Here is a 21,989-nt window from a genome sequence, read left to right as displayed (position 1 = left end):
AAAAAAATTGCTGCTCCGCTACCATCATTCCCATATAGACGGAAATCCAAACTTAAATCTTTCAGCACTCTTTACAGCAGAACATTTCAACTTTTGAATTTCTGCCTGTATGGGAATGACGACAGCAGAGCAGCATGTTTTCCAAACGGCCGGCTCTCTCTCGCATACTGCACTAGGCCGTCGAAAAACGAAAACATCATTTATTTATTGTTTTCAAACGGCATTTCGAGATGGGGCGGGCTGGCGGCCCACCCTGCTGTTACGCGTATTAGCGGTCTTCAATCTCCACGAATGCCAAATCTTCAGGGCCTGTGTAGTTTGCGCTCGGACGGATGATTTTGCCGTCTTTGCGTTGCTCGAGAACGTGTGCCGCCCAACCGGTTGTACGGGAAATTACGAACAGCGGTGTGAACATAGCGGTCGGTACGCCCAATTTTTGGTAGGAAACGGCAGAGAACCAGTCCAGATTCGGGAACATTTTTTTCTCTTCCCACATCACGCTTTCCAAGCGTTCGGCAATGTCAAAGAGGCGCATATCGCCGGTTTCTTTGCTCAAACCGCGTGCCACTTCTTTAATGACAACGTTGCGCGGGTCGGAAATGGTGTACACCGGATGACCGAAACCGATCACGATTTCTTTGCGGCCGATGCGTTCGCGGATGTCTGCTTCGGCTTCGTCGGCATTGCGGTAGCGTTTTTGAATATCGTAAGCCACTTCGTTCGCACCGCCGTGTTTCGGACCTTTCAACGCACCGATTGCACCGGTAATGCAGGAGTACATATCAGAGCCTGTACCGGCAATCACGCGGGCGGTAAAGGTAGAAGCGTTGAACTCGTGTTCTGCATACAGAATCAGTGAAACGTGCATGGCTTTGATGTGTGATTCGCTTGGACGTTTGCCGTGCAACAGGTGCAGGAAATGACCGCCGATGGTCTCTTCGTCGCTTTCAACTTCAATGCGTTTCCCGTTGTGCGAATATTGATACCAGTACAGCAGGATGCTGCCGAGGCTGGCGATCAGTTTGTCGGCGATGTCGCGCGCTTCGCTTTCCGGATGGCTTTCACGTTCAGGATGAACGCAGCCCAGCATGGATACGCCGGTACGCATCACGTCCATTGGATGGGTATGTGCAGGCAGGCTTTCCAAAACTTTGATCACACGGATAGGCAGGCCGCGCATGGATTTGAGCTTGGTTTTATAAGCGGCCAGCTCAAATTTGTTGGGCAGATGGCCGTGAATCAGCAGGTAGGCGACTTCTTCAAACTCGCATTTTTGTGCCAAGTCCAGAATGTCGTAACCGCGATAGCTCAAATCGTTGCCGGTACGGCCAACGGTACACAATTCGGTATTGCCGGCCGCAACGCCAGAAAGCGCAACGGATTTTTTAGGTTTGAAAGTCGGGGTTTGAGTAGTTTCAGTCATGGTATTTCTCCTTTGTATTTTATGGGTTTTATTTTTTCAGACGACCGATGCGGATTTGTTGAAAGGCCGTCTGAAAGCGGTTACTTATTTTTGAAACAATTTATCCAGTTTTTGCTCGAAGGCATGATAGTTCAGATGCTCGTATAGCTCGGCACGGGTTTGCATAGTGTCAACCACTGCGGCCTGAGTGCCATCACGCATAATCGCTTCATAAACATTCAGAGCGGCTTTACTTGCTGCACGGAACGATGACAGCGGATACAGAACCAGCGACACGCCGTTTTCAGCCAGCTCTCTTTGGGTATAAAGTGGTGTAGAGCCGAACTCAGTAATGTTGGCCAATACAGGCACTTTTACGGCATCTGCAAATTGGCGGTACATTTTCAAATCGGTCATGGCTTCAGGGAAAATCATGTCCGCACCTGCTTCGACACAAGCCTGAGCGCGTTCGATAGCGGCATCCAAACCTTCTACCGCCAGCGCATCGGTACGCGCCATAATCACAAAGTTCTCATCAACGCGGGCATCTACGGCAGCTTTGATACGGTCGACCATTTCATCTTTAGAAACGATGGCTTTGTTCGGACGGTGGCCGCAGCGTTTTTGCGCTACCTGATCTTCGATGTGAACCGCTGCAACACCAGCGCGTTCAAAGTTACGAATAGTACGGGCAATATTGAATGCACCGCCCCAACCCACATCTATGTCCACCAGCAAAGGCGTATCCACGTTGTCCGTGATGCGTCGCGCGTCAATCAGCACATCTTCCATTGTGGTAATGCCCAAATCAGGGATACCGCAAGAGCAGGCTGCCACGCCGCCGCCAGACAGATAGATTGCTTTGAAACCGCTTTGAGTAGCCAATCGTGCAAAGTAAGCATTGACGCAACCGACTACGGCAAGAGGATTCGATTCTTTCACTGCTTGGCGGAAACGTGCTCCGGCAGAGTGTTGGCTCATCATATTTCTCCTTTATAGACTTTTTTTCAGTATTAATCGGACGACTCGGTTTTTTTACAACTTGAAACGAACCGTTTAAAAAGAAACAATCGTTCTAAAAACTGTTTTCAGACGGCCGGTAAAATTTCAATCATCAACCATCTGAAAATTTAAAATCAATAAATACAAATAGTTATCAAAACCAATAAATACAATAAGGCTGAAGCTAAGGTGTGCGTTTTTTAATTTTTATTAATCAAAATATGAATTCGATTGGAAATACAGATATTTTAAAACCCGAAGCGTTTGTAGGAATACGGAAACTGGATTCGGGTCGAGAGCCTTCAGACCGTCGGGACTGCCAATAAGCTGGCGACGACGGGAGCGGCAGAGATGGGAGAAAATCTATAACAAGAGAGAGTGGTTTGATACAGATTCATGATGATGTTCCTTTGTAGTGCGATGTAGTTTTTATTTATGGAAACAAATTTAAAAAATAAAACCGGTCTTGTCAAACACTTTTTTCAAAAAAATTATAAAAAATTCAGTTATTAATAAACGATTTTTTTGCAACAAATGTAAAAAACGGACAGGCTGTACCACATCAAATCCTTACGTGGCCTAGCTTCTGTCCGTTTTGTACTTTTGACTGATAGTCAGAATGATTGTAAACAATCTATCTAAAAATAATTTATAATTGATTCATTTATAAGGAACTTTTAAATATACTTTCTGAAAAATTTAAAATTTTAGCCTTTAAATTTTCAGACGGCCTTTGCATGATGACTACTCTGCACTAAATGCCGTCTGAAAAGTCTGTTTGCCAATGGTAATGTCGGCAGTGTAATCATGGCGGCCTTCGACGCAAAACGGCAAGCGGACTTGCGCAGCCTGCCAACTTTGCGGCGATTGTTGCGTCAGGTTGTAGCGGTTGAAGCCCATGTCCATGTTTTTCATACTGAAACTGATACTGACCGCGCCCGTATTCTTCGGCACATTCTCAACCACAATATCGAAAGGCTCGTGTGTATTGATGGAGGTCGCACGCACTTTTGAACCGTCAGGCAGGACGCAGCCTTGTGTCAGACTACATTCGACTACATTCGCTTTTGACTGTTGCCGCTGCCACCAATCCAGGAGCAGCAGTTTGGCCGCAGCAAACACAATCAGTAAAACAGCGGCAATCAATAGTTTTTGATTTTTACTCATTTCAGACGGCCTCAATGTCATTATCGGTCAAAACAGCATGCACACCCATGCTCTGCCACTGTTCGCGATAAATGGAAACCATACTTTCTGGAGCAGCCGCAATCAACGGCATAGGCACGCCTTGCGCCAAAATATCGACAACTTGCTTGGCTGCAGCTTCATTCGCTACTTTCCATACGACAGCATCGGCATTTTGCACCTGTTGCCATTGTTCGGCGTTTTCAATGATTGGCCACACGCTGGGCGCTTCTATCGGCTTGCCTTGTTGCCAATCGGCAAAATCCAGCAATACGGCAGAGGCAGTTTGATGCTGAGCCGACAGATATGGTACAACATGATATTCGCCCATGTTGTTTTGACCGCTCAAGCCGCTTTTCAGACGGCCTTGAAGCTGGCGCGGAATAGAGAGGGAGCGTAACAATGCGCTATTGGCAGGCAGCATCGGCGCAACGGTAAAATCCCCTGCCTTTTGCCATGCCCATTTCTGCCCTTCCCTCGATTGGATTTCGCCCTCCCATTGGTCAGCTTCCACCCATAAAAAATGCAGGCGTACATGTGCGTGTTCGTAGGAATGGACTTTCGTCAGCCACGGCGTAGCGGCAAGGATACGGATGCCGAGTTCTTCTTCAAACTCGCGTTGCAAGGCTTGAAAATCGCTTTCGCCGGCTTCCACCTTGCCGCCGGCAAATTCCCAATAGCCGGCATACGGTTTACCCTCAGGGCGGGAACTGAGCAGGTAGCGGCCGTTTGGGTCGAGCAAAATCCCGGCAACCACTTGCACCAAGGGACGTGTGTCTTCAGTCATCATGAGATTATTCTTATATGCGGCAGGCGGCGACACCTGCCGATTTATGCGTACAAAAACGATGTCGGGCCTATACGCCCGACCTTCAACAAATACCTAACCCTTCAGGCCGTCTGAAAAGGATTTTCTATTTCAGAATACTTAAATCCGACCTTATTTTTCCGCAATGACAAAAGCCATAACGGTATCCTCTTCATCGCTCATACTGAGATGACAGCTGCGGATACCCTGCTCTGCCAGCCATTTGGTCAAAGCCGGTGCAAAAAATAACTCAGGTTTGCCCAATGCATCATGTCCGACACCGATATTGCGGAAAGACACCACGCCGCGTATGCCCGTACCGACGGCTTTGGCAAAAGCCTCTTTGGCGGCAAAGCGTTTGGCAAGATAATTGACCGGTTTGCCTGCCTGCGGAAATTCCAACAGCTCTTCCGGGCTGAGAATGCGTTGCGCAAATGCCAGTCCGAATTTTTTGTTCAGGCGGATAATGCGTTTGAGGGAAACAATGTCTGTACCGATTCCGTAAATCATGGGTCTGCTCCTTGTTTAAATAGTCAGGCCGTCTGAAAGTGTGAATACCGGCCAAAGCCAATTGCCTTAGCCGGTATGGCTGATGCCGTTAAGGCAGCATTCTGGCTCTGAACATGACTTCCTTCATTTGGCGGACAGCTTCAGGCAGGCCGAGGAAGAGTGCTTGGGAAATCAGCGAATGGCCGATGTTCAACTCACGGATGGCGAGGATTTGAGCAATCGGCGTAACGTTGTGAATGGTCAGGCCGTGTCCGGCGTTAACGACCAAACCCAAATCGCTGGCGTAATGCGCGCCGTTTTGAATATGCTCGAATTGTTTCATTTGCTCGGCGTGGCTGTGCGCATCGGCATATGCGCCGGTGTGCAACTCAATAACGGGCGCGCCGACATCATGGGCGGCTTGGATTTGTGCGTTGTCGGCATCGATAAACAAGGACACGCGGATGCCTGCGTCGGTCAGGATTTTGGTGAACTCGGCCACTTTATCCTGTTGCGCCAATACGTCCAAACCGCCTTCGGTGGTCACTTCTTGACGTTTTTCAGGCACGAGGCACACATCTTCCGGCATGACGTTGAGTGCGTTTTCCAGCATTTCTTCCGTCAGCGCCATTTCCAAATTCAGGCGCGTGCGGATGGCGTTTTTAACGGCGAACACGTCCGCATCTTTAATATGGCGGCGGTCTTCACGCAAGTGCATGGTAATCAAATCTGCACCGTGGGTTTCCGCAATCAGCGCCGCTTCGACAGGGCTGGGATAAATCGTACCGCGCGCATTGCGGACGGTGGCAATATGGTCGATGTTTACGCCTAACAACATAATAATGTCCTTTCTTTAAGGTTTCAGACGGCCTGAGTCATTACCTATCAAAGGCCGTCTGAAAAAATTCAACTGCCCAAACCAAACTGCTGCAACTGCTGCAAAACCTGCCGAGACTTGATGCCCTCGGGTAGAAGGTTGTCAATCAAAAGCCGCGTTACTTTCAAAGCCTGCCCCAGACTTTCCTGATGAACGAAACTGCCTTCCCTCAAATCGATTAAAGTCGCACCCAATATGGCAACGCCCTTATTGAGCACATGGAAACGGTCGGCCTCGGCCAAAGGCACCACAGCCTCTTCAGGTGTGAGCCAATAAGTTTCTTCGCCGTTGATTTCATTGCCGTTGCCGTCATGAAACAAATCGGGGGCAAAGCCCAAGCGTGTCAGCAGCGACCATTCAAAACGGCGCAAAGCGGCAATATGGTTGGCCTCGCAACAAATGGTTTTCATGGTTTCCGCCAAAACATCATAAAGCTCGGGCAACGGGTCTTCGCGGACAGTCAACTTCAGCATCAACTCGTTCACATACAATCCGCTGAACAAAGCCCTGCCCTGCGGCTGCGGCCACCCGCCTATCCATTCGGCGCGATGCAGGGTCTTCAACTCTTGCGAACCATACCAAGACGCACTCACCGGTACAAACGGAACCAACACGCCGCGCAATTCGCTCTGCCGTTTGCGCGCGCTTCTGGCCAACAAAGCTACCCGCCCATAACGGCGGCTGAAAGCCTCCACCCACAAGCTGCTCTCGCGCCATGGGGCGGAAGCAAGCAGAAAGATAGGTTCGTGGTTGATGCGGTTTGGTTGCGCCATAAGGGTTTGGAAAGATAAAGATTGTGTCGATTATAACGGAAAATCGACGCAAAAAGGCCGTCTGAATATCCGCCTTCTATAAAGGCCGTCTGAAAACCTTTATAATCCGTTTTGAATGAACAACCGACTGGCCTGTGTTTATGCCGAAATTCCCCTTTAAATCCGCCCTTTCCCTGCTCTCCGCAGCCCTATTATCCGCCTGCTCGCTGGTGAAATATCAGCCTGTCGCCGGTATTGATACGGTCGACCTGCAACGCGGCTACCGCTTTGAAACCAGCCGGCTTCAGCGCAACGACGAAGACGATACGCTTATTGTGTTGATGTTTTCAGGTGGCGGTACGCGCGCGGCGGCCTTGGGTTATGGCGTGTTGGAGCAGCTTCATAAGCAGCAGATTACCATCGGCGGCAAAAAACAATCTTTGATGTCGAATGTCGATGTGGTGGTCGGCGTATCCGGTGGCTCGGTTTTGGCTGCGTACTTTGCACTCAAGGGCGAAGAAACCATTCCCTTGTTTTATAAACGTTTCCTACACCAAAACTTCCAACGACAAGTTGTCAAACAAGCATTTTCCATGTCCAATCTGCCCCGACTGGCCTCGCCTGAATACGGACGCGGCGATCTGTTACAGGAGCAGTTTGAAAACTACCTTTTCGGCAAAACCACTTTCCGAGATTTGGAAAAAAATGCTAAAGGCCCGTTTGCCATCATTTCCGCCACCGATATGGGCATAGGCGAGCGTTTTAATTTCACGCAAGAATATTTCGACCCGATGTGTATCGACTTGGGCGACTTGCGACTTGCCCGCGCCGTTGCCGCGTCAAGCTCCGTACCTATGGTGTTTGCACCGATTACGCTCAATAACAATGGCGGCCATTGCCAATACACGCCGCCGCTGCAACTTGTCTCCGACAGCGAAGCCGGTAAAAAACAACTGCAAACCCAAAAAGAATTTCTCGAGCGTTTCCAAAAATACAGCGACAGCAAAAACCGTCCCTACATCCACCTTATCGACGGCGGCTTGACCGACAATCTGGGCATGCGCAACCTTTTGGACATGACGGAGATGTATCCTGAAAAAATTCTGACAAACAAAATCCTGCAAAACAACATCCGCCATATCGTCGTCATCAACGTCAATGCGCAAAACCAAGTCAGCAGCAATTTGGACAAAACCGCGGCCGTTCCCGGTTTCCGCGACGTCGTCTCCTCCATCGTCAATATCCCCATCGACCAAAACTCGCAAGAATCCCTGCGCCGTTTCCGTACCTTCGTCGATCAGTGGAATAAAGACAAACAAACCGACGGCATCAGCTTCTCCTTCGTCAGCCTCAACCTCAAAGACCTTCCGCCATCTCAGCTGAGGGACAAGGTATTGAATATTCCGACCAGTTTCTATCTGCCGCCGGAAGACGTGGACAATCTGCGTACCGCCGCTGCCGAACTGATGAAGCAGTCGCTGGACTATCGCAACCTGCTGGCAGAATTTGCGGCACACCCCAATCCAGACACCATCTTCGCAGCCCCGCCTCCGGATGCGCAAGAGTTCAAACCATTGAACGAAAAGAAAAAGCAGTAGCAAACTGTTCCATAAAGTGTAGCTCTGTTAAAATATACGCTTCATCTTATATTTCAGACGGCCCCAATACCTAAGGCCGTCTGAAACACTTAACAATAAATAGAATCCAACCATGACCGAATTAAACACTCCCATCGTTACCGATATTGACCGCCCTATTCTCGTTCCGCCGGGCGGCCATAAAAAAGTCCTGCTGCATTCCTGCTGCGCCCCATGTTCCGGCGAAGTGATGGAAGCCATGCTTGCCAGCGGCATCGACTACACCATTTATTTTTACAACCCCAATATCCATCCGCACAAAGAATATATGTTGCGCAAAGAAGAAAACATGCGCTTTGCGGACAAATTCGGCATCCCCTTTGTCGATAAAGACGACGACTACGAAAACGACCGCAAAGAATGGTTTGCCAAAGCCAAAGGCATGGAATTTGAACCCGAACGCGGTATCCGCTGTACCATGTGTTTCGATATGCGTTTTGAAAAAGCGGCGCAATACGCCCATGAAAACGGCTTCCATGTTTTCACCAGCTCACTGGGCATTTCACGCTGGAAAGACATGAAACAGATCAACGGCTGCGGCCATCGCGCCGCCGAGCCGTACGATGACTTGGTTTATTGGGATTTCAACTGGCGCAAAGGCGGCGGCAGCGCACGCATGATTGAAATCAGCAAGCGCGAGCATTTCTACCAACAAGAATATTGCGGTTGCGCCTACTCCCTGCGCGACTCCAATGCCCACCGCAAATCGCAAGGCCGCATACCCATCAAGCTGGGCGTATTGTATTACGGTGATGAATCTACCCAATACGAGCCTCAAGCCGAAAACAAAATCATTGTTGAGAAATAAATATCAAAGGCCGTCTGAAACATTCAGACGGCCTTTGTTCAAATCAGACGATTAACGGCGGCGGAATTTGCCGTGATCAAAATCATCAAATGCCTGATAAGCAGCTTGGCATTGAATTTTTTGCTCGGCATAAGGCAAACCGCGGAACGCTTTTGCCGCTTTTCGGTTTTCCCTTAACTCGGCCTTGTTGCCTTTATAGCGATACCAAGCAGCACGGCGCTCAAGGTATCTCTTGCAAGCAGGATGCAATTTGTTTTTCTTCGCATGCTGGTGTTTGCTCACATGATGGCCATGCGGTTTGGCCGCCGCTTCGGTAGAATAAGTACCCAAGCTCAATACGACAACCGCCGCCAGTGCGGAACCTAAATTTTTCAACATTAACATGATTCGCCTCCTAAATAGTTTTTCCATTATATGTTTCGCCAGGGCACCGGCAAAACGCCCATTTTTTACATGACAAAAATGTGGTTAATTACTACATCATACTACTTGCTTTGCAAAATTTAACACACCTTCCATTTAGACAAAACCTGAATATAAATTTCTTTATTTCATAAGCCTCTAGCCAATGTCTGGCCAAATGTGATGCAAACGCAAAATAATGCCAAATCGCCACAAAGCCAGATAAAATCTAGTTTAAGCCTCTCATCCCCTAATCCACACCCCGAAAAAAGCGCATTGTCAAGTCTAGTTAAACAAAGAAAAATACATTATATTGTGCCGTTCAAAGCAATCACATACCGTATCTTGTGTTTTTTAATGGGAAGACTGAACAATGAATGCAGCAACGAATATTAAAGTAACCAAACGCGACGGACGCTTGGAAGATATCAATTTAGACAAAATCCACCGTGTTGTTACTTGGGCGACGGAAGGCTTACAAAACGTCTCCGTATCGCAAGTCGAGCTCAAATCACATATTCAGTTTTACAACGGTATCCGTACCGACGACATCCATGAGACCATCATCAAGGCCGCGGCCGACCTGATCTCACAAGATACGCCCGATTATCAATATTTGGCTGCCCGCCTCGCCATTTTCCATCTGCGCAAAATCGCTTATGGCGAATTCGAGCCGCCTCACCTCTACGATCACGTTAAAAAACTGACCGAAGCAGGCAAATACGACCGCCACATCATCGCAGATTACAGCCGCGAAGAATTCGACGAGCTGAATGCCTATATCGACCACAGCCGCGATATGACCTTCTCGTATGCCGCCGTGAAACAGCTGGAAGGCAAATATCTGGTTCAAAACCGCGTTACCCGCCAAATTTATGAAACGCCGCAGTTTTTATACATTTTGGTGGCCATGTGTCTCTTCAGCAAATATCCGAAAGAGACCCGCTTGGATTACGTCAAACGCTTTTACGATGCCGTTTCCACATTCAAAGTATCGTTGCCTACACCTATCATGAGCGGCGTGCGTACGCCTACCCGTCAATTCTCAAGCTGCGTATTGATTGAATGCGACGATAGCCTCGACTCCATCAATGCTACCACCAGTGCGATTGTGAAATACGTTTCCCAACGCGCAGGCATCGGCATCAACGCCGGCCGTATCCGGGGCTTGGGCAGTGAAATCCGGGGCGGCGAAGCACAACACACTGGCTGCATCCCATTCTTCAAAATGTTCCAAGCGGCGGTTAAGTCCTGCTCGCAAGGTGGCGTACGCGGCGGCGCGGCAACCTTGTTCTACCCATTGTGGCACATCGAAGCCGAAAGCCTGTTGGTATTGAAAAACAACCGCGGCGTAGAAGACAACCGTATCCGCCAACTGGACTACGGCGTACAAATCAACCGCCTGCTGTACACCCGCTTGATTAAAGGCGGCAACATTACTCTGTTCTCGCCGAATGAAGTTCCGGGTTTATATGATGCCTTCTTCGCCGACCAAGACGAATTCGAACGCCTCTATACTCAATACGAGCAAGACCCAAACATCCGCAAACGCACTTTGCCGGCAACAGAATTGTTCTCTACCCTGATGCAGGAGCGTGCCGGTACCGGTCGTATCTACATCCAAAACGTTGATCACTGCAACACGCACAGCCCGTTTGATCCACGCGTTGCGCCTGTTCATCAGTCCAACTTGTGCATGGAAATCGCCCTGCCGACCAAACCTTTGGACAACATCAACGATCCGAACGGCGAAATTGCCTTGTGTACCCTGTCCGCCTTCAACTTGGGCGCATTGAACAACTTGGACGAACTGGAAGAGCTTGCCGATTTGACCGTACGCGCACTTGATGCCCTGCTGGATTATCAAGACTATCCGGTTGCAGCAGCACGCACCGCGACCATGAACCGCCGCACACTCGGTATCGGCGTCATCAACTACGCCTACTATCTGGCGAAAAACGGCGTACATTACAGCGATGACTCCGCCCTCGGCCTGACCCACCGCACCTTTGAAGCCATGCAGTATTACCTGCTCAAAGCATCGGTGAACCTTGCCAAAGAATACGGCGCATGTCCGTTGTTCAACCAGACCGTTTATTCGCAAGGCAGACTGCCTATCGACACCTACAAAAAAGACTTGGACGCCGTGTGCAACGAGCCTTTGCACTACGACTGGGAAAGCCTGCGCGCCGACATCGTCAAATACGGTCTGCGCAACTCTACCCTGACCGCACTCATGCCGTCTGAAACCAGCTCGCAAATCGCCAACGCCACCAACGGCATCGAGCCTCCACGCGGATTGGTAACGGTTAAAGCATCGAAAGACGGTATTTTGAAACAAGTCGTACCGGAATTTGAAACCCTGAAAGATGCCTACGAAACCCTGTGGCAGCTTCCGGGCAACGAAGGCTACCTGAAACTCGTCGGCGTAATGCAAAAATTCGTCGATCAATCGATTTCCGCCAACACCGCCTACGACCCGGGCAAATTCGAAGGCAACAAAGTTTCCATGAAACAAATGCTCAAAGACCTGCTGACTGCCTACAAATACGGCGTCAAAACCCTGTACTACCACAACACACGCGACGGTGCGGACGATACGCAGACCGATATTCAAGATGACGGCTGCGCAGGTGGGGCTTGTAAGATTTGATAAAGAAGGAGTTCAGACGGCCTTTTGCATTTAAACTGCCGTCTGAACATAAGAAGTTTTCTAAAAAATGAAAATAGCTTGATACACGCCAATGTATCAAGCTATTGAAAGATTTTTAACGTACGCCAATACGTTAAAAATTTCTTTAGGTCATTCATGAGAAACCTAAAGACCTAACTCAATCGTATGATTTCATTAGATTTATTGCTAGAATTCGAATGATACTGCGATTTTAAGGTTAGTACAAGCTAATTCTCGTGAGCTCAATATAAGTGTTTATTTTTTGTAGAGTTTAGTTTTCTACATAAAAAATACACTTTGTGTTTTACGAAGGGAGCTTGAATGCGCGGGAAAACTGTTCCTGTAAGAGCTTATCGTCGTTTCCGTAATGGCAACTTCGAACATGTTCGCAAGCATTTTCGCCGACCACCATTACGGTAATCGGTTATAATAACCAGCTCGCAGTTTTTACTGCGGGCTTTTTTTATTTAAAGGATTTCTACGATGTCATGCGAACATTTAACTATGTCCTACAGCACCTTTTCCAAGACCAAAAACGACGCGCTGAAAGAGCCGATGTTTTTTGGTCAGCCGGTAAATGTCGCCCGTTATGACCAGCAGAAATACGAAGTATTTGAAAAACTGATCGAAAAACAATTGTCTTTCTTCTGGCGTCCGGAAGAAATCGACGTATCGCGCGACCGTATCGACTACGCCAATCTGCCCGAACACGAAAAACATATTTTCATCAGCAATCTGAAATACCAAACCCTGCTCGATTCGATCCAAGGTCGCAGCCCGAACGTTGCGTTCTTGCCTTTGGTGTCTATTCCCGAGCTGGAAACTTGGATTGAAACGTGGAGCTTCAGCGAAACCATCCACTCACGCAGCTACACTCATATCATCCGCAATATCGTGAATGATCCGTCAGTTGTGTTCGATGATATTGTGCAAAACAAATATATCATCGCCCGTGCTGAAGACATTGCCTGCTATTACGATGATTTGATTGAATACACCCAGTATTACAATCTGTTGGGCGAAGGCATGCACAATGTCGGCGGCAAGCTTGTTACCGTGTCTTTGCGCGAGTTGAAGAAAAAGCTCTATCTCTGCCTGATGTGCGTGAATGTATTGGAAGCCATCCGCTTTTACGTTTCATTTGCCTGCTCTTTCGCCTTTGCCGAGCGCGAATTGATGGAGGGCAACGCCAAAATCATCAAACTGATTGCCCGTGACGAAGCCTTGCACCTGACCAGCACCCAGCATATGCTCAACCTGATGCGTGCCGGTGCCGATGATCCTGAAATGGCTGAAATTGCAAATGAATTGCAGGACGAGTGTTTCAACCTCTTCAAAAAAGCAGCCGAGCAGGAAAAAGAATGGGCGGCTTATCTGTTTAAAGACGGCTCAATGATTGGCCTGAACAAGGAAATTCTGGCTCAATACGTTGAATACATTACCAATCTGCGTATGCAGGCGGTTGGTCTTCCTGCCGGATTTGAAGGTGCGACCCAAAATCCGATTCCTTGGATCAACGCATGGCTGTCTTCTGACAATGTACAGGTTGCGCCGCAGGAAGTGGAAATTTCTTCTTACTTAATCGGTCAGATTGATTCGGAAGTCAGCGCGGACGATTTGGGCGATTTCGAGCTGTAAACCGCGTTTCAGACGGCCTTTGGGCGTAACCGGCCGTCTGAAAATCTCTTTTCAATCCTCAAGGTATAACCAAAAATGAAGATTTATGGCGACATTGCGGTAAAAGCAGCTGAATCATATTCTAAATATGAAGATATGGAACAAGCTTGGACAGAGATTACGGCATCATTTCCCATCAAGGAGTCAATTAGAAAAAAAGGATGCCCAAAGAATGCATTTTTGGGATTGTGTCGTGCGGGGTTGGTTAAAGGAATCAACCCGGAAAAAGTCAAAACCAAACATTCCAAAAACGGAGAATATGCCGTTGCAGCGGTCAGCCTTTTAAAAAATGATCCCGAATGGGCAAATCAGAAAAAATCCGTTTTCTGGCGCGAAATTGTGGGTAATGAAAAAAAATATAACAGCCAGCTTCATGTCGTTTTGGCCTTGTGGGAAAAAGGCTTGATTATTTGAATTTATATATTTAAGGCCGTCTGAAACATTGTTCAGACGGCCTCTATGCCCTAAAACACACATGGCACTCATCAGTACACACGACAAAACCTTCCAACTCCAACAAGGCGAAACCTTATTGGAGGGCTTGGAGCGCACCGGACACGAGGTTGAATACCAATGTCGCAGCGGTTATTGCGGTTCATGTCGGGTCAAAATCTTGGATGGGAAAGTCTCTTATGATAATTTTCCACTCGCTTTTGTCGCGCCCGGAGAAATTTTGCCGTGCTGCTGCCGGGTTACTGAAGACATCAAGCTCGATTGTCGGGAGCGCATCAAAGAGCCGGATTTATTTGATGTCGATTTATTTGAAGACAAATAAAAAATGCCGTCTGAACATTGTGGCCGAAATCTTTGATTTCATTTCCACCGTTCAGACGGCATTTTGTTTAAGCAACCTTATTTACGTTCTCCAACCGGCAAAACCGTCTTGCCGAAAGATTCGTTGATAACCTCTGCCGCTGCCAAGTAGAACGCACCAAGTGCAGTTACCAAGCCTAAGCAACCGCCGATATGGACGATGCTGTGGTTTTGCATACCATCGCCAATACCCAAAGCAAAGAAAGTCAGTGTCAAGAAAAAGAAAATACCGCTCAATACTTTAGGCTTGGTCAAGGTGGCCACAAACATCATCAGCGAAAACATACCCCATGCGCAGAGATACCAGCCGATAAATGCCGGAGCTGTTTCACCTTTGAAAAAGATGGTAAACAAAGCCCATGTCCACCAGAATGCGCCATAGCTGATAAAAGCGGTAAAGCCAAACGTATTGCCTTTCTTGAACTCAAACATACCGGCAATAACTTGGGCGATACCACCAAAGGCGAGAGCCATGCCCAAAACTAAGCCGACACCCTCTTGAGCAGTAAAAAAGCCGCCGTTAATCAGACTGAGCAACCAAGTTGTCAATGCAAAGCCACACAGGCCTACTGGACCTGGATTCGCCAGGTTTTCTTTAGTAGTAGTCATTTTATTTCTCCTCTAGTTATTAAAATAGGAAGCCTATTGTTACCTATTTTATTTAGAATTGAAAGAAAAAAATGATAAAAAATCAGTCCATCAGAAAAATATTTTTCAAATGGACTTGAATGTTAATAATTAAATTATCCTAAAATGGCCAAGATTTTCCTCAATTCATTGGCATCAATTTGACCGGGGGCCGACGTTTTTCCTGCTGCACCAAAGGTTACGGCCGAGCCGAAAACCGAGCCGGCCAGACGACTGATTGCACCGATTTTATTCATAGACATAGTAATAATCGGGCAGTTTATACTTTGTGAAACTTCATGCGTTGCCTGTAATAAGGTCAATACATCTTGCGGCGATTGCGGCATCACGGCAATTTTGCAGATATCCGCGCCCCACTCTGCCATTGTTTTCAGACGGCCTGTAATGTCTGCCAAAGACGGCGTGGCTTGGAAATCGTGATTGCAAAGTAAGGCGGCAGTTTGATACTCATGCGCCAAAGCAATGGTTTGTTTTACGCCGTTTTCCCCGGCAAAAAGCTCGATGTCAATAATATCGGCTTGTTTGGAACAGATGATTCTTTCCAATAATTCAAAATAATAGTCGTCCGAACAAGGCGTGTTGCCGCCCTCTTGCGCCCTTCTAAACGTAAACAGTAAAGGCTTGTCAGGAAAAGCCCGTCGGACAATGCCTAATTGCCCGGCAATAAAATCGGCATCAAGCGCTTCTTGAAAAAAATCCGCACGAAATTCAATAATGTCAAAAGCCGTCTCTTTCAATACGCGCAAAGCCTGCTCCAATTCCTGCGTATTGGCGGCCACCAGCGGCACGGCAATTTTAGGCAGGCCTTTGCCGATCTCGATATTTTTGATGATGACAGGTTTCATATTGTTCCTTTATCTTATTTAATACTTTAAGCAGTATTAGCTTGAGGAAAAATAGTTTGTCAAAAATTTTTAGTTTGTGTTGAATTATAAACGCCCTCCCATCGTACCGGTAGTTTTTAGAGCATTCTCCAAAATCCAGCCCTGTGTAGTAATACCAGTTCTGTTATTAATAAACATTGCATAGTCGTAATTTTTATAATGTTGATAAACAACAACATTATCCCCTTTAATAATAAAGGTTTCTTTTAATTTACAAGAAGAATGTGGGGCAGAATGAAAATATAGCCTACCTGGTTTGATAACAGTTTTACCAAGAACTGGAGCATAAATTGCCCCCTTAGCTTCTGCTATTTTATTAAGCGAGTTGCAATTATTCTGTTCTGCTTGAGCAAGTTGTGTTGCCGTTAATATAAAAAATATAAAAAATAGTTTTTTCATAATAATACCCTTATAAAGTTTTTTATTAAATATTTTAAATTTCATATTTATTTTAGTTTAAATCTGATATTTTCTTAAGAGATGAAAATCACAATACTATATAGAATAAGATTTTAAAAGGTTGTCTGAAAATATTTTCAGACAACCTTAACTAAAATAACTTAATCACAACTTTTACTAGAAATAATTTTTTGGTATTGCTTCCGAATACTTCTTCCATCATTAATGATGTCATTGATGACACAATGATTGCTGGCACAACTAATGTCGTATTTTAAGTTGTTTTTCAGTGAGCCATCAGAAAAGGTAACTTGAACAAGATTACCAGATAAAGGGGTAATTTTCAGCTTACTGATTTTACTATCTCCATTACCAAAACCTTGATCGTAGTGCTCTGCCATATCGCAAGTATCGCCAGTTCTTCTTTCGATACCATCAATAATGCGGTAAGCCTGTTTTATGATATTTTTAAACTCTGGCGAAGCATATTTAGAATAGGGTTCCCCATTTTCATAGCCATGCTTATCAGTCTTATAAAGTTTTTAACTAAATTGATTTTAGCAGCATCACTTCCGTCAGCAAATGAAAGCGATGGTACCATTAGTGTTGCAAACAACAATACCAAATATTTTTTCATAAACGTTCTCCTACAATTAAATAGATAGTTTGACTGCATTCATTACAATAGCAGATAGAATGCAAATGGGATTATATCCTTTTCAAAAATTAAAGCAACGTATTATCTGAAATAACCAGAATCTTTAACGTTGAGGGAATGGTTAATACAATAAGGTAAAAGGTCGTCTAAAAATTTTTTAGATATCCTTTTTATCTCATCGCTCAGTGCAGATGCTCGTAAATGGTTTCCGCCAATGCTTTGCTGATGCCTTCAACTTTTTCCAAGTCCTCGCGGCTGGCTGCAATCACGCCGCGCAGACCGCCGAATCGAGTGAGCAATGCTTGGCGGCGTTTGCTGCCGATACCGGGGATTTCGCTGAGTGAGGAAGTAACGCGTGCTTTGTCGCGTTTTTTGCGGTGGCCTGTAATCGCAAAGCGGTGTGATTCGTCACGTACGGTTTGCAATAAATGCAAGGCCGGGCTATTGGGCGGCAGGCGGAAGACTTCGCCGGTAAAAGGCAGTATGAGTTCTTCCATACCGGCTTTGCGCTCGGGGCCTTTGGCGATACCGACCAAAGGAATGTGCAGCCCGAGCTCTTCCCATACCGATACGGCTACGCCGATTTGCCCTTTGCCGCCGTCAATCAACACGACATCCGGCCATTTGACGCTTTCGCCGTTGGCTTCGGCTTCCTGCATTTTGCCGTAACGGCGCGTCAACACTTCGCGCATGGCGGCGTAGTCGTCGCCGGGCTTGGCGGTCGTGATGTTGTAGCGACGGTATTGCGAAGGCTGGATGTTTTGCTCATCGTACACAACGCAGGACGCAATAGTGGCCTCGCCTTGTGTGTGGCTGATATCGAAACATTCAAGGCGGTTGAGGCCGTCTGAATCCATGCCGAGGATTTTTGCCAGTTCATCAATGCGGTGTTGCTGGCTACTTTGTTGCAAGCGGCGTTGTGCAATCGCCATTTGCGCATTTTGCTCTGCCATTTTCAACCAGACTTTGCGTTCGCCTATGGTTTTGGTGACAAACTGCATCTGCTTGCCGTGTTCGCCCTCCAAAGCCTCTTTCAGCGCATCGGGAACGGGAAAGTTGCTGATAATGATGTCGGGTTTGCTTTTGCCCAAATAATGTTGGGCGACGAAGGCTTCGGCGTAATCTTGTCCGTTTGGCTCGGGATCGTTTTTGGTGTCGGGGAAAAAGCTTTTGTCGCCTACATGCCGTCCGCCGCGGATGCTGACCCAGTGTACGCAAACCAGGCCGTCTGAAACCGCCAGCGCAAGCAAATCGATATCGTTTGGATTGTTCGGGTTTTTGCTGTCGATAAACTGATTACTCTGCATAATGCCAAGCGCTTGAATTTGATCGCGGTAACGGGCGGCTTCTTCAAATTGCAGATTAGCGGCGGCGGTTTGCATTTTGTGTTGCAAGGTGCGCGTCAGTTCATCGGTTTTGCCATTGAGGAAAGTCGCGGCTTCACGCACGCTGTCGCGGTAATCTTCTTCGCTGATGTAGCCGACACAAGGCGCGGTGCAGCGTTTGATTTGGTAAAGCAGACAAGGACGGTCGCGGTGCTCGAATACGCTGTCTTCGCAGGTGCGCAGCATAAAGACTTTTTGCAATACTTGAATGCTGTCGCGCACAGCATTGCTGTTGGGATACGGGCCGAAATATTGATTAGGCTTATTCAGCGTGCCGCGGTAATACGCCATTTGCGGATATTGATGGCCGCTGAGCATCAAATAAGGATAACTTTTGTCATCGCGGAAAAGAATATTGTATTTCGGCGATAGGGCTTTAATGAAGTTGTTTTCAAGAATCAGCGCTTCGGCTTCGGAACGCGTGATGGTGGTTTCGATATGGTGAACCTGTTTTACCATCAATGCGATGCGCGGCGAATGGTCGTTTTTTTGGAAATAACTGGAAACGCGCCGCTTGAGATTGACCGCTTTGCCGACATATAAAACATTGTTGTTTTCGTCAAAAAAACGGTACACGCCCGGCAGATTGGGCAGATTTTTCAGAAAAAGAGGTAAATCGAACGGTTCGGTTGCGCTCACGGGATTTTCTTTTGGAATAAGCAGGCCGTCTGAAAACTTTTCAGACGGCCTTTTTCATTGAAGTTTAAGATTCTTGAGACGGAGTATCTTCAGCTTCTACCGCTTGGTTTTCAGCTGCATCGCTTTCTAAAGCGGCTTCATCTTCAGCCTCTTCAGCCACGCGCTCCAAGCTAACCAAAGTTTCGCCTTCATCCAGATTAATCAGGCGGACACCTGCGGCAGCACGGCCGGTCTCGCGGATTTGCTCAACTTTGGTACGAATCAGGACGCCGCCGCTGGTAATCAGCATCAGGTCGTCAGTTTCGCTGACCAAAGTCGCGGCAACCAAATCGCCGTTGCGCTCGCCGGTATTGATGGCGATATTGCCTTGGCCGCCTTTGTTTTTACGGCTGTAATCGGCAATCGGGGTACGTTTGCCATAGCCGTTGGCGGTAGCGGTCAATACTTGCAAATCGCTTTGCTCGGCCTCGGGGGCGAAGGTAATCAGGCTGACAATCTTGCCATCGGCCGGCAGACGCATACCGCGTAAACCGCCGCTGCCGCGACCGGACGGACGGACACCGTGTTTGCCGCTTGGTAATGCGTTTTCGGCATTTTCATCATCCAGGCCGTCTGAATCTTCATTTTCGGTTTCGATATCGGCATCTTCTGCTTCATCGTTACCGGATTTTTCCCAATATTCGTTAAAGCGGATGGCTTTGCCCAAGTTGGAGAACAGCATAATATCGTCCGCACCGCCGGTTTGCGCTGCACCGACCAAGTAGTCACCTTCTTTAAGCGCGATGGCTTTGATGCCTTGGCTGCGGACGTTTTTAAACGCAGACAGCTGGACTTTTTTCACCATGCCTTGTGCGGTGGCAAAGAAGACGTATTGGTCTTCCGGGAACTCGCGGACGGCCAAGATGGCGCTGACTTTTTCGCCTTCTTCCAATTGGATAACGTTGTTAATTGGACGACCACGGCTGTTGCGGCCGCCTTCCGGCAGTTTGTACACTTTAATCCAATGGCACTTGCCCAAATTGGTAAAGCACATCAAATAATCATGCGTATTGGCAACAAACAGGGTTTCGATAAAGTCTTCGTCTTTGGTTGCCGCTGCCTGTTTGCCGCGGCCGCCGCGACGCTGCGCCTGATAATCGGTAGTCGGCTGGGTTTTGATGTAGCCGCCATGAGTCAGGGTAACAACCATTTCACGCTGAGGAATCAGGTCTTCATCGGCAATATCGCCGCCAAACGGATTAATTTCGCTGCGACGCTCATCGCCGAAGTTGGCTTTAATGTCTGCCAATTCTTCGCGGATGATTTGGGTAACGCGCTCAGGTTTGGAAAGAATATCCACGAAATCAATGATTTTGCTCATCAGATTTTTATATTCGCCGACAATTTCTTCCTGATCGAGGCCGGTCAGGTTACGCAGACTCATGCGCAAAATGGCATCGGCTTGCAATTCGCTCAGATAATAGCCTTGGCTATGCAGACCCAAATTCTCTGGCAAGCCTTCAGGGCGCATCATGTGCAGATCCAAATCCGTACGGCTGAGCATGTCTTCAACCAAGCTGCTGCGCCATGGGCGGGACAGCAGTTTTTCTTTGGCTTCCGGCGCATTGGCAGATTCTTTGATCAGACGGATGATTTCGTCGATATTGGACAAGGCAACTGCTTTACCTTCGGCAATATGGCCTTCATGACGCGCTTTTTTCAGGCGGAATAAGGTACGGCGGGTAACGACTTCGCGACGATGGCGCAGGAACTCGGACAGGATTTGTTTCAGGTTCAACAAACGCGGCTGGCCGTCAACCAAGGCCACCATATTGATACCGAAGCTGTCTTGCAGCTGGGTCAGTTTGTAGAGTTGGTTCAAAACGACTTCGGCATTTTCATTGCGTTTCAATTCGATCACAACACGCATACCGGATTTGTCGGACTCGTCACGCAGGTCGGATACTCCTTCCAACGTTTTTTCGCGTACCAACTCGCCGATTTTCTCAACCAGCTTGGCTTTGTTTACTTGATATGGGATTTCATCGATAACGATGGCTTCGCGTTCGCCGTTTTTACCGATAGGCTCGATATGGGTTTTACCGCGCATTACTACGCGGCCACGGCCGGTTTTATAGCCTTCGCGCACGCCACTCAAGCCGTAAATAGTTGCTCCTGTTGGGAAATCAGGCGCTTGGATAATGTTGATCAGCTCGTCGATTTCAGTTTCAGGCTCATCCAACAAACGCAGGCAGGCATTGATGGTATCGCCCAAATTGTGTGGCGGAATATTGGTTGCCATACCGACGGCAATACCAGACGAACCATTGACCAACAGCGCAGGGAAACGGGTCGGCAATACCAGCGGCTCATGTTCGCTGCCGTCATAGTTGGGGCCGAAATTAACGGTTTCTTCCTCGATATCCGCCAGCATTTCATGGGAAATTTTTTCCATGCGGATTTCGGTATAACGCATGGCTGCTGCGGCCAAGCCGTCGACAGAACCGAAGTTGCCCTGACCGTCGATCAGCACATAACGCATGGAGAAGTCTTGCGCCATACGGACGATGGTGTCGTAAACGGCTATATCGCCGTGGGGGTGGTATTTACCGATAACGTCGCCGACGATACGTGCCGATTTTTTATAGGCGGAATTCCAGTTGTTTTTCAACTCGTGCATCGCGTACAACACGCGGCGGTGTACCGGCTTGAGACCGTCGCGGACATCCGGCAGGGCTCGCCCCACAATTACGCTCATGGCGTAATCGAGGTAGCTCTTGCGCATTTCGTCTTCAAGGCTGACAGGCAGGGTTTCAAGTGCAAATTTATGGTCGTTGCGGATGGTTGCGTCGGTCATGATTATCTGTAATT

21 protein-coding genes are annotated in these 21,989 nt (G+C 47.8%); 6 read left to right on the top strand and 15 right to left on the bottom strand.

The genetic code is table 11. From position 1 onward, the window contains the following. Nucleotides 1-268 precede the first annotated feature (268 nt). From prpC to recO, 7 genes are all read right to left on the bottom strand, one after another. Nucleotides 269-1,423: a bifunctional 2-methylcitrate synthase/citrate synthase gene (gene prpC / locus KCG55_RS09450; protein WP_254322868.1), complete on the bottom strand. Its 1,155-nt coding sequence runs from the start codon at nucleotides 1,421-1,423 to the stop codon at nucleotides 269-271. Between the two features lie 84 nt (nucleotides 1,424-1,507). After that, a complete protein-coding gene (gene prpB / locus KCG55_RS09445; RefSeq protein ID WP_254323661.1) occupies nucleotides 1,508-2,383 on the bottom strand; it encodes a methylisocitrate lyase in 876 nt (291 codons plus the stop codon). A gap of 765 nt (nucleotides 2,384-3,148) precedes the next feature. Next, a complete protein-coding gene (locus tag KCG55_RS09440) occupies nucleotides 3,149-3,571 on the bottom strand; it encodes a hypothetical protein (RefSeq protein WP_254322867.1) in 423 nt (140 codons plus the stop codon). Nucleotide 3,572: 1 nt separating this feature from the next. After that, the gene (locus KCG55_RS09435; protein WP_254323660.1) at nucleotides 3,573-4,376 is read right to left on the bottom strand and encodes an NUDIX domain-containing protein; all 804 of its coding nucleotides are present in this window, start codon (nucleotides 4,374-4,376) and stop codon (nucleotides 3,573-3,575) included. A 153-nt stretch (nucleotides 4,377-4,529) separates the two neighbouring features. Continuing rightward, on the bottom strand, nucleotides 4,530-4,907 hold the full coding sequence (gene acpS, locus KCG55_RS09430; RefSeq protein ID WP_254322866.1) for a holo-ACP synthase: 378 nt from the start codon (nucleotides 4,905-4,907) through the stop codon (nucleotides 4,530-4,532). An 88-nt stretch (nucleotides 4,908-4,995) separates the two neighbouring features. Continuing rightward, the gene (pdxJ, locus tag KCG55_RS09425; RefSeq protein WP_254322865.1) at nucleotides 4,996-5,724 is read right to left on the bottom strand and encodes a pyridoxine 5'-phosphate synthase; all 729 of its coding nucleotides are present in this window, start codon (nucleotides 5,722-5,724) and stop codon (nucleotides 4,996-4,998) included. A gap of 68 nt (nucleotides 5,725-5,792) precedes the next feature. Further along, nucleotides 5,793-6,536 carry a DNA repair protein RecO gene (gene recO / locus KCG55_RS09420; RefSeq protein ID WP_254322864.1) on the bottom strand — a complete coding sequence of 248 codons (744 nt, stop codon included), beginning with the start codon at nucleotides 6,534-6,536 and terminating at the stop codon, nucleotides 5,793-5,795. 140 nt (nucleotides 6,537-6,676) lie between these two features. Between recO and KCG55_RS09415 the strand changes: the two genes are divergently transcribed. Together KCG55_RS09415 and KCG55_RS09410 are read left to right on the top strand one after the other, a co-directional pair. Further along, a complete protein-coding gene (locus tag KCG55_RS09415) occupies nucleotides 6,677-8,113 on the top strand; it encodes a patatin-like phospholipase family protein (RefSeq protein ID WP_254322863.1) in 1,437 nt (478 codons plus the stop codon). A 112-nt stretch (nucleotides 8,114-8,225) separates the two neighbouring features. Continuing rightward, a complete protein-coding gene (locus tag KCG55_RS09410) occupies nucleotides 8,226-8,960 on the top strand; it encodes an epoxyqueuosine reductase QueH (protein WP_004464372.1) in 735 nt (244 codons plus the stop codon). A gap of 51 nt (nucleotides 8,961-9,011) precedes the next feature. Here KCG55_RS09410 and KCG55_RS09405 read toward each other — a convergent pair whose 3' ends face one another. Next, nucleotides 9,012-9,344 (bottom strand): stress response protein, encoded by a 333-nt coding sequence (locus KCG55_RS09405; protein WP_254322862.1) that lies wholly within the window; start codon nucleotides 9,342-9,344, stop codon nucleotides 9,012-9,014. A gap of 391 nt (nucleotides 9,345-9,735) precedes the next feature. On the opposite strand from KCG55_RS09405, the gene nrdA reads away from it, so the two are divergent. From nrdA to yfaE, 4 genes are all read left to right on the top strand, one after another. Beyond that, on the top strand, nucleotides 9,736-12,015 hold the full coding sequence (gene nrdA, locus KCG55_RS09400) for a class 1a ribonucleoside-diphosphate reductase subunit alpha (RefSeq protein WP_254322861.1): 2,280 nt from the start codon (nucleotides 9,736-9,738) through the stop codon (nucleotides 12,013-12,015). Between the two features lie 525 nt (nucleotides 12,016-12,540). Continuing rightward, nucleotides 12,541-13,674: a class Ia ribonucleoside-diphosphate reductase subunit beta gene (gene nrdB, locus KCG55_RS09395; protein WP_254322860.1), complete on the top strand. Its 1,134-nt coding sequence runs from the start codon at nucleotides 12,541-12,543 to the stop codon at nucleotides 13,672-13,674. A gap of 75 nt (nucleotides 13,675-13,749) precedes the next feature. Further along, a complete protein-coding gene (locus KCG55_RS09390; protein WP_254322859.1) occupies nucleotides 13,750-14,127 on the top strand; it encodes a DUF6979 family protein in 378 nt (125 codons plus the stop codon). Nucleotides 14,128-14,188: 61 nt separating this feature from the next. Next, nucleotides 14,189-14,488, top strand: a complete 300-nt coding sequence (gene yfaE / locus KCG55_RS09385; RefSeq protein ID WP_003686421.1) for a class I ribonucleotide reductase maintenance protein YfaE — start codon at nucleotides 14,189-14,191, stop codon at nucleotides 14,486-14,488. A gap of 77 nt (nucleotides 14,489-14,565) precedes the next feature. On the opposite strand, the gene KCG55_RS09380 is transcribed toward yfaE, so the two are convergent. The 7 genes from KCG55_RS09380 to gyrA form a co-directional block, all read right to left on the bottom strand. After that, nucleotides 14,566-15,135 carry an acetate uptake transporter gene (locus KCG55_RS09380; RefSeq protein ID WP_070589117.1) on the bottom strand — a complete coding sequence of 190 codons (570 nt, stop codon included), beginning with the start codon at nucleotides 15,133-15,135 and terminating at the stop codon, nucleotides 14,566-14,568. 134 nt (nucleotides 15,136-15,269) lie between these two features. Continuing rightward, a complete protein-coding gene (gene aroD / locus KCG55_RS09375; protein ID WP_254322858.1) occupies nucleotides 15,270-16,019 on the bottom strand; it encodes a type I 3-dehydroquinate dehydratase in 750 nt (249 codons plus the stop codon). Between the two features lie 84 nt (nucleotides 16,020-16,103). Further along, nucleotides 16,104-16,457 carry a hypothetical protein gene (locus KCG55_RS09370; RefSeq protein WP_070629612.1) on the bottom strand — a complete coding sequence of 118 codons (354 nt, stop codon included), beginning with the start codon at nucleotides 16,455-16,457 and terminating at the stop codon, nucleotides 16,104-16,106. 161 nt (nucleotides 16,458-16,618) lie between these two features. After that, entirely contained in the window at nucleotides 16,619-16,858 is a 240-nt protein-coding gene (locus tag KCG55_RS09365; RefSeq protein WP_254322857.1) for a hypothetical protein, read from the bottom strand. A gap of 56 nt (nucleotides 16,859-16,914) precedes the next feature. Further along, a complete protein-coding gene (locus tag KCG55_RS09360) occupies nucleotides 16,915-17,094 on the bottom strand; it encodes a hypothetical protein (RefSeq protein WP_254322856.1) in 180 nt (59 codons plus the stop codon). A gap of 203 nt (nucleotides 17,095-17,297) precedes the next feature. After that, entirely contained in the window at nucleotides 17,298-19,139 is a 1,842-nt protein-coding gene (gene uvrC, locus KCG55_RS09355) for an excinuclease ABC subunit UvrC (RefSeq protein WP_254322855.1), read from the bottom strand. Between the two features lie 64 nt (nucleotides 19,140-19,203). Further along, on the bottom strand, nucleotides 19,204-21,975 hold the full coding sequence (gene gyrA / locus KCG55_RS09350; protein WP_254322854.1) for a DNA gyrase subunit A: 2,772 nt from the start codon (nucleotides 21,973-21,975) through the stop codon (nucleotides 19,204-19,206). Between the last annotated feature and the right edge of the window lie 14 nt (nucleotides 21,976-21,989).

The sequence above is a fragment of the Neisseria subflava genome, assembly GCF_024205745.1.
Lineage (GTDB): Bacteria > Pseudomonadota > Gammaproteobacteria > Burkholderiales > Neisseriaceae > Neisseria > Neisseria flavescens_B.
Note: the sequence above shows the minus strand (reverse complement) of the source record. Positions and strands in the feature narration are given on the sequence as shown.

What these genes read in the sequence shown, in the direction of transcription:
- recO (WP_254322864.1), bottom strand. Translation starts at nt 6,536, where the DNA reads ATGGCGCAACCAAACCGCATCAACCACGAACCTATCTTTCTGCTTGCT.
- pdxJ (WP_254322865.1), bottom strand. Translation starts at nt 5,724, where the DNA reads ATGTTGTTAGGCGTAAACATCGACCATATTGCCACCGTCCGCAATGCG.
- nrdA (WP_254322861.1), top strand. Translation starts at nt 9,736, where the DNA reads ATGAATGCAGCAACGAATATTAAAGTAACCAAACGCGACGGACGCTTG.
- KCG55_RS09365 (WP_254322857.1), bottom strand. Translation starts at nt 16,858, where the DNA reads ATGGCAGAGCACTACGATCAAGGTTTTGGTAATGGAGATAGTAAAATC.
- KCG55_RS09370 (WP_070629612.1), bottom strand. Translation starts at nt 16,457, where the DNA reads ATGAAAAAACTATTTTTTATATTTTTTATATTAACGGCAACACAACTT.
- gyrA (WP_254322854.1), bottom strand. Translation starts at nt 21,975, where the DNA reads ATGACCGACGCAACCATCCGCAACGACCATAAATTTGCACTTGAAACC.
- prpB (WP_254323661.1), bottom strand. Translation starts at nt 2,383, where the DNA reads ATGAGCCAACACTCTGCCGGAGCACGTTTCCGCCAAGCAGTGAAAGAA.
- KCG55_RS09415 (WP_254322863.1), top strand. Translation starts at nt 6,677, where the DNA reads ATGCCGAAATTCCCCTTTAAATCCGCCCTTTCCCTGCTCTCCGCAGCC.
- KCG55_RS09440 (WP_254322867.1), bottom strand. Translation starts at nt 3,571, where the DNA reads ATGAGTAAAAATCAAAAACTATTGATTGCCGCTGTTTTACTGATTGTG.
- aroD (WP_254322858.1), bottom strand. Translation starts at nt 16,019, where the DNA reads ATGAAACCTGTCATCATCAAAAATATCGAGATCGGCAAAGGCCTGCCT.
- yfaE (WP_003686421.1), top strand. Translation starts at nt 14,189, where the DNA reads ATGGCACTCATCAGTACACACGACAAAACCTTCCAACTCCAACAAGGC.
- KCG55_RS09390 (WP_254322859.1), top strand. Translation starts at nt 13,750, where the DNA reads ATGAAGATTTATGGCGACATTGCGGTAAAAGCAGCTGAATCATATTCT.
- KCG55_RS09435 (WP_254323660.1), bottom strand. Translation starts at nt 4,376, where the DNA reads ATGACTGAAGACACACGTCCCTTGGTGCAAGTGGTTGCCGGGATTTTG.
- nrdB (WP_254322860.1), top strand. Translation starts at nt 12,541, where the DNA reads ATGTCCTACAGCACCTTTTCCAAGACCAAAAACGACGCGCTGAAAGAG.
- KCG55_RS09405 (WP_254322862.1), bottom strand. Translation starts at nt 9,344, where the DNA reads ATGTTAATGTTGAAAAATTTAGGTTCCGCACTGGCGGCGGTTGTCGTA.
- KCG55_RS09380 (WP_070589117.1), bottom strand. Translation starts at nt 15,135, where the DNA reads ATGACTACTACTAAAGAAAACCTGGCGAATCCAGGTCCAGTAGGCCTG.
- acpS (WP_254322866.1), bottom strand. Translation starts at nt 4,907, where the DNA reads ATGATTTACGGAATCGGTACAGACATTGTTTCCCTCAAACGCATTATC.
- KCG55_RS09410 (WP_004464372.1), top strand. Translation starts at nt 8,226, where the DNA reads ATGACCGAATTAAACACTCCCATCGTTACCGATATTGACCGCCCTATT.
- prpC (WP_254322868.1), bottom strand. Translation starts at nt 1,423, where the DNA reads ATGACTGAAACTACTCAAACCCCGACTTTCAAACCTAAAAAATCCGTT.
- KCG55_RS09360 (WP_254322856.1), bottom strand. Translation starts at nt 17,094, where the DNA reads ATGAAAAAATATTTGGTATTGTTGTTTGCAACACTAATGGTACCATCG.